This is a genomic window from Sphingobium nicotianae (genome assembly GCF_018603885.1).
GTDB classification, from domain to species: Bacteria; Pseudomonadota; Alphaproteobacteria; order Sphingomonadales; family Sphingomonadaceae; genus Sphingobium; species Sphingobium nicotianae.
In genome coordinates this window covers 245,865-257,690 of record NZ_JAHGAW010000006.1, presented here as the reverse complement: position 1 = coordinate 257,690, position 11,826 = coordinate 245,865, and the positions used below count along the sequence as shown (strand labels likewise).

At 64.4% G+C, this 11,826-nt stretch carries 12 protein-coding genes; 7 read left to right on the top strand and 5 right to left on the bottom strand.

Translation table 11 applies throughout. The annotated features are described in order from the left end of the window. Positions 1-123 precede the first annotated feature (123 nt). The 5 genes from KK488_RS10950 to KK488_RS10930 all read left to right on the top strand — a co-directional run bounded on the left by KK488_RS10950 (position 124) and on the right by KK488_RS10930 (position 4,687). On the top strand, positions 124-1,002 hold the full coding sequence (locus tag KK488_RS10950; RefSeq protein WP_214623399.1) for a DUF3800 domain-containing protein: 879 nt from the start codon (positions 124-126) through the stop codon (positions 1,000-1,002). A gap of 295 nt (positions 1,003-1,297) precedes the next feature. Next, positions 1,298-1,846: a cytochrome b gene (locus KK488_RS10945; RefSeq protein ID WP_214623397.1), complete on the top strand. Its 549-nt coding sequence runs from the start codon at positions 1,298-1,300 to the stop codon at positions 1,844-1,846. Then, positions 1,846-2,436: a hypothetical protein gene (locus KK488_RS10940; protein ID WP_214623395.1), complete on the top strand. Its 591-nt coding sequence runs from the start codon at positions 1,846-1,848 to the stop codon at positions 2,434-2,436. Before KK488_RS10945 ends, KK488_RS10940 begins: the two co-directional genes overlap by 1 nt. Further along, positions 2,433-3,188, top strand: a complete 756-nt coding sequence (locus tag KK488_RS10935; protein ID WP_214623393.1) for a cytochrome c3 family protein — start codon at positions 2,433-2,435, stop codon at positions 3,186-3,188. Before KK488_RS10940 ends, KK488_RS10935 begins: the two co-directional genes overlap by 4 nt. A 251-nt stretch (positions 3,189-3,439) precedes the next feature. Beyond that, a complete protein-coding gene (locus KK488_RS10930) occupies positions 3,440-4,687 on the top strand; it encodes a TCR/Tet family MFS transporter (protein ID WP_214623392.1) in 1,248 nt (415 codons plus the stop codon). Positions 4,688-5,456: 769 nt separating this feature from the next. Here the strand turns inward: KK488_RS10930 and KK488_RS10925 are convergent. From KK488_RS10925 to KK488_RS10910, 4 genes are all read right to left on the bottom strand, one after another. Then, positions 5,457-5,924 carry a DUF805 domain-containing protein gene (locus tag KK488_RS10925; RefSeq protein ID WP_214623390.1) on the bottom strand — a complete coding sequence of 156 codons (468 nt, stop codon included), beginning with the start codon at positions 5,922-5,924 and terminating at the stop codon, positions 5,457-5,459. Positions 5,925-6,110: 186 nt separating this feature from the next. Then, positions 6,111-6,464 (bottom strand): hypothetical protein, encoded by a 354-nt coding sequence (locus KK488_RS10920; protein WP_214623388.1) that lies wholly within the window; start codon positions 6,462-6,464, stop codon positions 6,111-6,113. A 95-nt stretch (positions 6,465-6,559) separates the two neighbouring features. Continuing rightward, complete coding sequence (locus tag KK488_RS10915) at positions 6,560-7,297, bottom strand: zf-HC2 domain-containing protein (protein WP_214623387.1); 738 nt, start codon at positions 7,295-7,297, stop codon at positions 6,560-6,562. Next, complete coding sequence (locus KK488_RS10910) at positions 7,294-7,788, bottom strand: RNA polymerase sigma factor (RefSeq protein ID WP_214623522.1); 495 nt, start codon at positions 7,786-7,788, stop codon at positions 7,294-7,296. The genes KK488_RS10915 and KK488_RS10910 overlap by 4 nt, the downstream gene beginning before the upstream one ends. 91 nt (positions 7,789-7,879) lie before the next feature. Between KK488_RS10910 and KK488_RS10905 the strand changes: the two genes are divergently transcribed. Further along, positions 7,880-9,100 carry a S8 family serine peptidase gene (locus KK488_RS10905; protein WP_214623385.1) on the top strand — a complete coding sequence of 407 codons (1,221 nt, stop codon included), beginning with the start codon at positions 7,880-7,882 and terminating at the stop codon, positions 9,098-9,100. Here KK488_RS10905 and KK488_RS10900 read toward each other — a convergent pair whose 3' ends face one another. Beyond that, entirely contained in the window at positions 9,101-10,534 is a 1,434-nt protein-coding gene (locus KK488_RS10900) for a spinster family MFS transporter (protein ID WP_214623383.1), read from the bottom strand. A 144-nt stretch (positions 10,535-10,678) separates the two neighbouring features. Here KK488_RS10900 and KK488_RS10895 point away from each other — a divergent pair, with 144 nt between their 5' ends. Beyond that, positions 10,679-11,824, top strand: coding sequence for an NHL repeat-containing protein (locus KK488_RS10895; RefSeq protein WP_214623382.1), 1,146 nt, complete (start codon positions 10,679-10,681; stop codon positions 11,822-11,824). The last annotated feature ends 2 nt before the right edge of the window (positions 11,825-11,826 follow it).

Here is an 11,826-nt window from a genome sequence, read left to right as displayed (position 1 = left end):
CTAGTGGAGTGGAATCCCCTCACCCGCTCCAGTTTCGTTGTAAGTGCGCCATCTCGAATCGCTGTGAAACCCACCTCAAGTTATGGTGGAAAAGGCTGGATTTACCTAAATCGAGGCCGAGATATGAGCACTAGGAAGATGGAAAAAGGATCACTCAGCGGGAGGGAATGGAAGCCGGCGCGCTGGAAAGGTTTCATGGACGAAAGCGTCTCAGATGGCTTGTTCGTCCTCGCCGGCGCCTTAGCCCCTGAAACGGCATGGCCTGAGTTCGCCAATAGTTGGAACGAGATGCTCCCCTACGCAGGGGTAAACGACAAGGGGCAACCCGAGTTTCATATGGTTGAACTCGCACAGCGCGACAACGGCTACGTGAAAACGCGCGCATTTTTCAACATCATCACTGAGCATGTACCGGTGCTCGCGTCAGTTGTGCTTCACATGGACAAAATCGAAGCTGCAGCGGCCCGAATTAGCGCGCCAAATCTTACGCTCAACTGGACAACGTTGAAAAACCCATTTGTCATTACGTTCAGTTCCTTGCTTGACGCAATCATGAGCCGGAGGGGTGATATCGATTTCAGAACCGGCGCCTCCGCACTCGGCGCCAACTTCAACTTCACATTCGACAAACGCTCGGACAGCGGCATCGTTACCAACGGATGGGAAACCTTCCTGTCGACGCGGCCGAACATGATGCGGAAGGCTTACGGTGAGCGCCCAGTATTCGAGGACAGCCATAAATGTCCGTCCCTGCAAGCGGCTGATCTTTGGGCCTGGTGGGTTCGGAAATGGCACGTCGAAGGCACCTTCGACGACTTGGCCAACGGCGGCTTCGAAGGGTGGATACCGAAGCGTGGCCCCTACATGCTCAACCTCGAAGTTGATGAAGATTTGTTGGCCGACATTTATTGGAAAACGGTCAACGAAATTGTCGGCCATGGCGTGCCCGTCACAGACAGTAGGTATCCGGATCGAGGATGGACCAAACCCAACACAAATTAGGGTAAGCTGTCCTCCGCACTTCATTGCGAACGAATTGAAAGCAGTAGCTTCGCGTGGAGTATTCGGAGGGACTTGAACTGCACGATGGAGAAAATTCTCCAATCCGAATAGTGCTGCCAACGGAAGGGCGGGCATCGTCCCCTGCAAGGTCAGCATCTGATTTGGTGTCAGCTCCGGGCGGACGAGCACACCCCCCGTTTTCTCGCGATTGCGCGATCGGCAGAGCCGCTTGATCCAGGACAATGCCTTCCATGTCGCCTAGCTGCTATAGCCGCCTTCGAATGAGAGGCCCGCAATGAGTTCGACCGCCGCCCCGCATCGTTTCCCGCCTCTGGCCATCGCCCTCCACTGGGTCATGGTGGCGCTGATCGCAGCCGTCTATGCCTGCATCCTGCTGCGCGGGACCTATCCTAGGGGAAGCGATCTGCGCGAAGGCCTCAAGACCTGGCATTTCATGCTCGGGCTGGCTGTCCTGGTCCTGGTTCTCGTGCGCATCGTGGCGCGCTTCGTCAGCACCGAACCGCCGATCGTGCCGGAACCGCCGGCCTGGCAGATGCGTCTCGCCAGGATCACGCATTTGGCGCTTTATGCGTTCATGGTCGCAATGCCCCTCCTGGGCTGGGTCGCCCTGAGCGCCTCGGGCAAGGCCATTCCCTTTTTCGGACTGCACCTCCCCGCCCTCGTCGGCCCCGGCGAGACGCTGGCGGAGCAGGTCGAGGAAGTGCACGAGACGATCGGCACGATCGGCTATTTCCTGATCGGCCTGCACGCGCTCGCGGCCCTCTTCCATCACTATTTCCTCAAGGATGACACCTTGCGGCGAATGTTGCCGGGCCGGCGCTGATGCCGGCGGGCAGGTTGCAGAGCCTGATCGCTCGCGACGTCCTGCCCTTTTACGCATCGCTGCTCGCTCTGGTCGGCGCGGCGTTGCTGCTCGATGCGCTGCTGCACCTCGGCAACGCCGTCTGGATCGGGCGCTATCTGGGAATTCCGGGAACGGTCCTGATCCTGGTCTCGGCCCGATACTCGCTGCGCAAGCACAAGATCATCTCATGGGGAAAACCGGCGCAGTTGCTCAAGGAGCATCAGTGGCTGGCATGGATGGGATCTTTGCTCGTGCTCGTCCACGCCGGCATCCATTTCAACGCATGGCTGGGCTGGCTCGCCATCGCGGCGATGCTCATCAACGTCGCCAGCGGCCTCACCGGCAAATATCTGCTTGGCCGCGCGCAGAAGCGCCTCGCCGAGCGGCGGCGGGCGCTCGCGGATGCGGGCCTCTCGGCTGAGGACATTGCCGAACGCACCCACCTCGACAGCCTGGCGATGGACATCATCAAGCAGTGGCGGGTGATCCACATCCCGATCACATTGGCCTTTGCCGGGCTGGCCCTGGCTCACATCATCGCCATCTGCCTGTTCTGGGGCTGGAAATGATGCGCCCCGGCCCTCGTACAGGACGCGCCCTTCTCGCCGGAATCGCCGTCGCACTGGCCGTGCTGCTGGCGTTGCTCTTCATCTATCCGCACCAGATGATCGCGCCCGGGGCGCTCATCCCCGCGCATGCCGAGTTGCAGCAGGATTGTTTCGCGTGCCATGCGCCCCTGCGCGGGCCTTCGGCTGCCCGGTGCATGGCGTGCCACCGGCCCGCCGAGATCGGGGTCAGGACGACGAAGGGGCAGCTGCTCCACAGCACTCATCCGAAAGTCGCGTTCCACGCCCAGCTGCGCGAGGCCGATTGCATGGCCTGCCACACGGATCATGCGGCCATCCCGCTCACCCGCAGCAAGCCCAAAGGCTTTGCGCACGAGCTGCTCAAGCCGGCGATCGCCGCACAGTGCACCGCGTGCCATGCCAAGCCCAGGGACAGCCTTCACGCCACCATCACCGGCGGCTGCGCGCAGTGCCACGCGACGAGCGGATGGACACCGGCCAATTTCGCGCATGATCGGTTCTTCCGGCTCGATGCCCATCACAATGTGGCCTGCACGACGTGCCACATCGGCAATCAGTTCAAACGCTACACCTGCTACGGCTGTCACGAGCATCAACCCGGGCGGATCATCGCCGAGCACGCCGAAGAAGGCATCCGCAACGTCGAGAACTGCGTCCGTTGCCATCGTTCCCCGGAAGGCGAAGGCGAAGGAAAAGGTGAAGGCGAAAGACAGGGCGAGGATCGGGACGACTGAGCCGGTCAGGGCCCGGACTATCTGCCGCAAATCCTCCGAGGATCACGACGGTCGAGACGCAGAGCGCGAAGCTGCCGCAACGAACCGACCGGCCCGCTTCTCGCCCCCGACGACCAGCCTCATGCCAGCCGCCCGCAACGGCTCTCATCGGCCCGCCATCCCGTGCATCGTTGACTTGATCCACGCGCGCCGTCAAAGCGCTGACGGGCGGGTGATTTCCGCGCGCATTCCAACATAATCAATGGACCCCCATGACCGGCCAGCCCAAGCGATCGTCGATCTATTTCGTGCTGCTCACGATTTTCATCGATGCGATGGGCTTCGGCCTCGCCAACCCGGTCCTGCCGCGCCTGATCATGGACATCGGCAAGCTCGACATCAGCCATGCGATCGGCATCGCCGGCTGGATGACGCTGGCCTTCGCCACCCTGCAATTCTCGATGGGGCCTGTGGTCGGCAATCTGTCGGATCGCTTCGGGCGGCGGCCGGTGCTGCTCATCGCGCTCGCCGGGCTGGTGATCAACTACAGCCTGATGGCCGTGGCGCACAGCCTGCCTCTGCTCTTCATCGGCCAGGCGCTCGCTGGCATCTTCGGCGGCACGATCGGCACCTGCCAGGCCGCCATCGCCGACATGACCGCCAGGGAGGACCGGGCGCATAATTTCAGCCTGATCGGCGCGGCGTTCGGCATGGGCTTCATCGTCGGGCCGTCGATCGGCGGCCTGCTCGGCGAATTCGGCCAGCGCATGCCGTTCATCGCCGCCGCGCTCTTCACCCTCGGCAGCCTGGTGTTCGGCTTCTTCGTCTTCCCCGATACGCTCAAGCCCGAAAATCGCCGCCCATTCGACTGGCGCCGCGCCAATCCGCTCGGCGCGCTGGCCGCGATGCGCGCCATGCCCGGCATCGGCGCGGTCATCGCCGTGCTGATGCTCTGGAACATCGCCGGCGCGGTCTACCCGCTGACCTGGTCCTATTATGGCATTGCGCGCTTCGGCTGGTCGAGCGGCGTGATCGGCCTCTCGCTCGCCATCGTCGGCGCGATCACCGCAGCGAGCCAGGCCTTCCTCAACGGCCGCCTGATCCGCCGCTTCGGCGAGCGCAAATCGGTGCTGATCGGCATGACCGCCGGCCTCACCATCCTGCTCGGCTATGCCTTCGCCACGCAGAGCTGGATGGCCTTCGCGCTGCTCATCGGCTTCGTGCCGCAGTCGCTCGTCGGCCCGGCGCTGACCGCGATCCTCTCCAACCGGGCGGGGTCGGATTCGCAGGGCGAGATACAGGGCATGGCCGCCATGGCGCAGGGCATTGCGGGCATCATCGCGCCGCTGCTGATCAACCCGACCATGGCCTATTTCACCTCACCCGCCGCGCCCTTCCAGTTTGCCGGCGCCGGCTTCATCGTTGCGGTGATCTTCGGCCTCGCCGCACTGGTGCGCATGATGACGCTCTCGACGTCGGCGCGCGCCGTTCAGCTGGATCCTGCAAAAATCACGTCCTAGGCCGCGCGGACGAATCCCCGCTTCCATGCTTGTCCGCTGTTACGCGCTGACAATCCACCCCAGATGGCTGAAAAGGGGGGTGGGAAGTGGCCGGTTGCAAGAGCCCTCTCCCGCTTTCGCGGGAGAGGGAGGGGCCCGCGAAGCGGGAGGGTGAGGGTCTTTGAGCCCGCCGACTGGAGCGCTTCATCTGTCGCGAAAGCGGGAGAGGGGAAAACGCAATGGCCGCTATGGCGTCGGTGGCCAACCAGGCGATCCGGCCAGATTGAGTTAGGAAGCGGAAGTGTTGTGATCCGCGCTACCGTGTCATTACGAAAATTAGATTGCCGATCATCCCAACCAACCCAATTGCAAGCGCAGCGACGCCTGTCCAATAGCGAATTGGTTGTTTGTCGCGATGAGCATCCCCTCGCCGCCAGATGCTGCCTGAACCCACCACACCGCGCCTCAAGCAGTCTATAAGGAGCCAGAGAAGGAACCCGGTCACCAAGGCCCACAACGCCAGAACCAAAACCAGATATAACATAGGTCTTCCTTGACGGCGATTTTGCCTCGGACCTCATAGGCAACCGCAGAAGCTAATGTTCAACTTATGCTTTGGGGTCCATGTCCGCAATCGCATCGTCTATCGACAGGCCGCTTCGGCTAGATTGTCGTGGTTTGCGGACTGGCGGCTTTTCGATGAAAATGGTCCTTGGCGGACGTTACGACCTCATTAGCTTTGTTTCCACTTCGTTCGGGACTGTATGATTGAGCGTGGTACGCCGCAAACTCATGCAGCGACGCGAGGATTGGCCCCGTATTGGTTGGAGCCTTCTTGGGGAGGCAAAAACGCCAGAACGAAGACCGCTAAGCTGAACGGTGCACCGATCCAATCACTTACGGACGTTTTATCTAGCTCATCGAAGGGCGCTGTCGCGAAATGCCACTGCTTCCATAAAGCGGCCATGACTGACGGGATTATCAGGAGCGCCCACCAACCCGAACGCCCCTGATCGTGAAGACGCCGAGCGAATAATGCATAAAACGGGACGCCAACAATCGCCGGAACAATCGCCATCATCATGGTGTCAACGATGAAGGAATTACCGGACAGCACGAAAGTGACGATGGCGCTGACGAAGCCGGACACCAATCCGAAATAAATCAGGTCTGTTCGACGGGCTCTCCCTGTGGCGTCAAAGGTAAGCCGCACCGTTTGGAGGATCGAATTGCCTTGCCCGCTGTCGCCGTAAGCCATGCATCAATTATGTCTGCTTATGGACAAACCGGCAAGTCATCCAGCGTCCGCAATGCCGTCGCGTCCCGACTGCCCGCTTCCGGGAGAAAATGTCGGATAGCCGTCGCTCGAATTTCTCCACACCGCCTAGTTCGACGCCTTTAGGGCCTGCGGAGGCGGGAGGCGTCCGCAGGCCCCGGCACCGCGTCAATCTCCCACAGACACCGTGCCGTAACGGAAACCGCGCTTGGCCATTTGCTTCACATAATGCCCGCGTTCGTGCGACAACTCGCCACGATATTCGTCCCAGGCACGCCGCGTATCCTCCATATCATCGGCATGGCGGAGATCGCTGACGACCTCCTTACGCGCCTCATTGATGTTCGCGCGGTAATTGAACCAATATTTATTCTCCAGGCCGCCGATCGGGCTCTGGATGATGAGCGCTTCCTGCTCGTGCGCGGCGCGTTCCTCGTCGGTCACGATCCGCGTGTTGATCGCGCTGGTGGCGGCGGTCGCGGCGCCCAGCGCCAGCATCGAGATGGTCATGAACTTCAACATTGGTCGTCTCCTTCCGGCGAGGCGACATTCAACCTCGCTCATCCAGGACAACGAACCGCAGGATCATTTTCATCCCGGGAAAAAGCGATCTTCGTTCAGTCGCCCCAATTTTTGTCGCGCGCGACGCGTTCCGAATCGACATCAAGAGCACCGTCCAATGCCATGTTTTGCGCGGCTTCCATGATCTCCTTCGATGCCGATCCCGCCTGACGATAGCCCCCTGACGAACCGGGCCGAAAATCCGACGCCTGCATGCGTTCGATACCCCATCCCGTCCCATTATGGCACGCGATGCCGGCCGCGCCCGCTTGCTCGAAGCCGCGGCAGAAGCGGCCATCCTTCGCCTTGAAGGTCAGCAGGATGCTCACGTCCCTGCCATCCTGCGCGGACGCCAGCTGCGTGGTCAGCGCCTTGTCGAGCGCGCCGCTGGCGACCAGACGGCCACCCTGCGTCACGATCGATCCGCCGCGCGGGATCTGCGTGCCGAGCACCAGCCCCAGCGCCAGGGACGCCGCGAGCGCCCCGCCCATCATCCAGCGCAGGCGCGGTTGCGGCGCGGCGCGGTCGGCTCTCGCCTGCCGCGCGGCCGCGAGGTCGACGATAGTGGCGGCGGGCGCATCTACCGGCTTCAGCATCGCCGTCAGCCGGTCCGGCACGGGCATGTCCAGGATAGGCGCGAAGTGTGCGCCAAGCCGGCTGCGCAGCGCCAGATGCGCCTCGACCTGCTGCGCGATCGCCGGATCGGCCGCCATCGCCGCCTCGACCCGCGCCGCCTCGTCCGGCCCCAGCTCGCCATCGGCATAGGCCGCGATCATCTCGGGATCGATGGTCATGCCGCCTCTCCTTCGCTCAGCATCGCCTGCAAGGCATCGCGCCCGCGGATCAGCCGCGAGGTCAGGGTGCCGATCGGGCAGCCGATGATGTCGGCGGCTTCGCGATAGCCATAACCCTCGACCATCACGAGCAGGATCGCCTCGCGCTGATCCTCCGGCAGCCGCGCCATCGCGCGATCGACCATCGACAGCTCGACGCGCGCCTCCTGCCCGCCCGTGGTGCCGACATCGAGGCCGGCGTCCTCATCGGCAAAGGTCTGGCCCCGGCGCTTGCCGGCGCGGACCTCGTCTATCCAAATATTGCGCATGATCCTGTACATCCAGCTATCCAGGCGCGTGCCCTCCGCCCACTGCTCGCGGGATTTGAGCGCGCGCTCGATGGTCATCTGGCAAAGATCGTCGCCCGCCGCGAGGTCGCGCGCCAGCCCCGCCGCGAACCGGCGCAGCCGGGGCAGCAGATCGACAATGCCTTCCTCGAACGTCGAACTCAGAGCCTCTGCCCTTTCTCACATGGATGAAACGTCTGGCCTCGCGCGTTTCATCCCTACATAGTCTCAAAGTTGCAAAAAGGTCATGCACGTCATGCGGCGGCTGTTCGTTTCGATCCTCCTGCTCGGCCTCGCCGTCCCGGTCATGGCGCAGATCGGCCTGCCGCAACCCGGCCGGGTGCTCGATCCCGTCATCGGCGCGGTCGACCGGACGCTGGACCGCACGCTCGATGCGACCCGCGATCTGGCAAATGCGGCAACCACGCTCGCGCGCGACCGGGTCCGGCGTCTCACCGGCATCGCCCGCGCCAATCCCGAGCGGATCGAGCTCGACGATCATGGCGAACCGGCCCGGCGCGGCGTCGTCCTGCTGCTCGATCCCGATGCGGCCTCGCTGGCCGCCGTGCGCAAGCTCGGCTTCACCGCCACTCCCGTCGAGGGACTGGACGCCCTCGGCCTCGCCACCGCCGAATTGACCGCGCCGCAGGGGATGAGCCTGCCCCGCGCGCTGAAGCAGCTCCGCAAGGCGCTGCCGGGCAAGAGCCTGAGCGCCGACGTCCTCCATTTCGAAAGCGCATCGGCCGCCGCGCCGTCCGGCGGCGCGACCGTCCGCGGCGCCACGATCGACACGCCGGTCGGCCTTATCGACGGCGGCGTTGCCGCTGTCGTTCCGGTGGCGGACCGGCGCGGCTTCGCCCCCGGCGCCCCCGCCGCCACTGATCACGGCACCGCCGTCGCAGGCCTGCTGCGCGACGCCGGCGTTCACACGCTTTTTGCCGCCGATGTTTACGGCCGCGACCCCGCCGGCGGCACCGCCCTCGCCATCGCCCGCGCGCTCGGCTGGCTGGTCGAGAAGCGCACGCGCGTCGTCTCGATCAGCCTGGTCGGCCCGCGCAATCCGCTACTCGAGCGCGCCATCGCGGCGACCCTGGCGCGCGGGGTCACGGTGCTGGCGGCGGTCGGCAATGACGGCCCCTCGGCCCCGCCCGCCTTCCCAGCCTCCTATCCCGGCGTGTTCGCGATCACCGCCGTCGATGGCCGCGACCGCGCCCTGATCGAGGCCGGCCGGGCCAGCCATCTCGATTATGCCGCTCCCGGCGCCGACATCAGCGCGCTCAATGCGGCAGGCGCTCGCAGGCCCGTGCGCGGCACCTCCTTCGCGACGCCGCTCGCTGCCGCGCGCGCCGCCGCCGCCGTCGACCATGGCAAACCCGTCCGAGCAACGCTCGACGCCGAGGCGAAGGATCTCGGCCGCAAAGGCCCGGACGATCAGTTCGGCCGCGGCCTGCTCTGCGGAGACTGCACCGGACGCTGATCAGAGGCTGTGCGTCTTCATGTGCTTGGCAGCCCGGAAGAAATGCCAGCACGGCCAGACTGTCGCCGCCATCGTCACGATCAGCACCATCTGCGTGGCGTCGCCCACCGCCTTGCGGCAGGCGAGATCGAGCGCCACGGCCGCGCCCTTGGCCGCATGCCCGCCGGGACAGGCCGCCACGAAGCCGCGCGGATCATAGCCGCCGAACAGGATGCCCGAGACGACATCATTGGCGATGCCCGCCAGCAGCGGCCCCACGCTGAGGCCGAGAAAGCCCGAGAAGAAGCCGACGATCACGAGCGCCTTCGCTCGCCCGCCCGGCGGGACGATATTGTAGAGCACGGTGTAGCAGGGCGCGAAGAAGGTCGCGTTGACCAGCGCGCCGAGGAACATCCAGATCGCCAGCGGCAGCCATTCCGTCTGCATGAGCGAGATGCAATAGAGCGGCGCGCCCATCGCCGTCGTGACGCCGGTGAACCACATCAGCCAGCGCTCATCGCGCCGCGCCAGCCGCTGCGAGATGATCCCGCCGAAATAGGTCGAGAGCGAGGCGCCGAGCATCATCGACATGGACATGATGAACGCGAGCTGCGTGTATGACAGCGGGAATTTCCGCGCGAGGAAGGGGCCGAGGAAGGTCGCGGTCGGCGCATCGAACAGCGAGAGCAGGGTGAGGCCGAGGATCATCTGACGCAGCACCGGCGATCGCCACAGCATCAGCGCGACCTCGCTGAAGGGTCGCGGATCGGCGAAGGCGGGATCCACCTCCGCCCCAATGTCGTAGCGGCCGCGCGGCGGCTCCTTGATGACCTTCCAGGTCAGCAGGGCGACGAACAGGCCCGGCACACCCAGCACATAGAAAGCCGCACGCCAGCCCCAATGATCCTGCACGATGCCGCCGATGATGATGCCGACGAATGACCCGATCGGAAAGCCCAGGCCATAGAGAGCCAGCGCCTTGACGCGGTCGCTGCGCGGGAAATAGTCGCTGATCAGCGAGTGCGAGGCCGGCATGCAGCTCGCCTCGCCGACGCCGACGCCCATGCGATAGAGCGACAGCTGGACGAAGCTCGTCGCGAGGCCGCAAAGCGCCGTCAGCACCGACCAGAGGGCGACGCAGACCGAGAGGATTCCAACGCGGCTGCCCTTGTCGGTAAAGCGCGCCATCGGAAAGCCGAAGACGAGCTGCACCGCACTAAACGCGACACCGGACAGAAAGCCGATCTGCCAATCCTGCAGCAGCAGTTCCTCTTTCACCGGCTGGGCGAGGATGCCGAAGATGGAGCGATCGACCGAGCTCAGGAAATAGACGACGAACAAGGTCGCGAGCACGATGCGGGCGGTCCGCCGTTCGGCGGCGGACATATCGGGCGATGGGCCGGTCGGTACCGCTCCGCTCAGGCTGCCGATCACACCCTGCTCCGCCCCGCTCAAGCTGCCCTCCACCAAGATCCGGCCTTCAACATTCCATCCCCCTTTTCCTGCCTGCCCACCTCTGCGGGTTGCGCGGACCACTTAACGTGTTAAACAGATCGGGCGCGCACGGCAAGGCGGGCGCCGCACACAGGGGAGGACGCGATGCGACGTTGGACATCCGCTCGGCACCGGCTTGCCTGCGCGCGAAGGCTGGCCGCCGCCTGCCTCGCCATGATCCTCCCGGCCTCCGCGATCCATGCTCAAGGCAGTCCCACGACATCGGGCTCTCCCGTCTATCGGGTCGACCAGAGCTGGCCCCAAAGGCTACCCAACAACTGGCTAGTCGGCGATGTCGGCGGGGTCAGCGTCGATCGGCACGATCATATCTGGGTCGTCCATCGCCCCGGTACGCTCCTGCCCGCCGACGTTCAGGCAGGGCTGACCCCGCCCACCGCGAAATGCTGCGTGGCCGCGCCGCCGGTCCTGGAGTTCGATACGTCCGGCAAGCTGTTGCGCAGCTGGGGCGGCCCCAAGCAGGTGACGGACTGGTTTGCGTCCGAGCATAGCATCTTCGCGGATGCCGACGACAATATCTGGGTGCTCGGCGCCGGCGCGAAGGACGGCCAGCTCCTCAAGTTCACCCCCGACGGCAAGCTGCTGCTGCGGATCGGCCGGCGCGGCGACTTCGTTGCCGGCGACGATCCGACGATGCTTGGCCTGCCGACCGACATCTATGTCGACACCAAGAAGCGGGAAGTCTTCGTCTCGGACGGCTATCGCAACAAGCGCGTGATCGTGTTCGATGCCGATACCGGCGCTTTCAAGCGCCAATGGACCGCCTACGGCAAGCCGGTCGACCCCACTTATGTGTCCCCGCCGAACCAGATCGGCTCGCGCGGGTCGGATAATCCGCAGCGCTTCACCACCGTCCATTGCGTGACGATGATCGGCGATGAGCTCTACGTCTGCGATCGCAACAATGAGCGCATACAGGTCTTCAAGCCGGACGGCACTTATCTTCGCGAGATATCCTTCAATCGCGGCCTCGGCGGCATGTCCGGCTCGACCTGGGACGCCGCGCCCGTGCCCGGCCATCCCGACAAGATCCTCGTGCTGGACGGCACCAACAGCGAGGTTGCCATCCTCGACACACACAGCGGCGCCGTCTCGGCCAGCTACCAGAGCACCGGCCGCTATGCCGGCCAGATGCACTGGCCGCACCAGATTGCGGTCGATCAGGAAGGCCGGCTCTACATCAGCGAAGTCGGCAATGCCTCGCGCATCCAGCGCTTTGAGCCGGTCAAGTAAGG

Excerpts from the sequence above, each read along its gene's own strand:
- KK488_RS10950 (WP_214623399.1), top strand. The coding sequence starts at position 124 with ATGAGCACTAGGAAGATGGAAAAAGGATCACTCAGCGGGAGGGAATGG.
- KK488_RS10945 (WP_214623397.1), top strand. The coding sequence starts at position 1,298 with ATGAGTTCGACCGCCGCCCCGCATCGTTTCCCGCCTCTGGCCATCGCC.
- KK488_RS10920 (WP_214623388.1), bottom strand. The coding sequence starts at position 6,464 with ATGTTGAAGTTCATGACCATCTCGATGCTGGCGCTGGGCGCCGCGACC.
- KK488_RS10925 (WP_214623390.1), bottom strand. The coding sequence starts at position 5,924 with ATGGCTTACGGCGACAGCGGGCAAGGCAATTCGATCCTCCAAACGGTG.
- KK488_RS10905 (WP_214623385.1), top strand. The coding sequence starts at position 7,880 with ATGCGGCGGCTGTTCGTTTCGATCCTCCTGCTCGGCCTCGCCGTCCCG.
- KK488_RS10930 (WP_214623392.1), top strand. The coding sequence starts at position 3,440 with ATGACCGGCCAGCCCAAGCGATCGTCGATCTATTTCGTGCTGCTCACG.
- KK488_RS10895 (WP_214623382.1), top strand. The coding sequence starts at position 10,679 with ATGCGACGTTGGACATCCGCTCGGCACCGGCTTGCCTGCGCGCGAAGG.
- KK488_RS10935 (WP_214623393.1), top strand. The coding sequence starts at position 2,433 with ATGATGCGCCCCGGCCCTCGTACAGGACGCGCCCTTCTCGCCGGAATC.
- KK488_RS10940 (WP_214623395.1), top strand. The coding sequence starts at position 1,846 with ATGCCGGCGGGCAGGTTGCAGAGCCTGATCGCTCGCGACGTCCTGCCC.
- KK488_RS10915 (WP_214623387.1), bottom strand. The coding sequence starts at position 7,297 with ATGACCATCGATCCCGAGATGATCGCGGCCTATGCCGATGGCGAGCTG.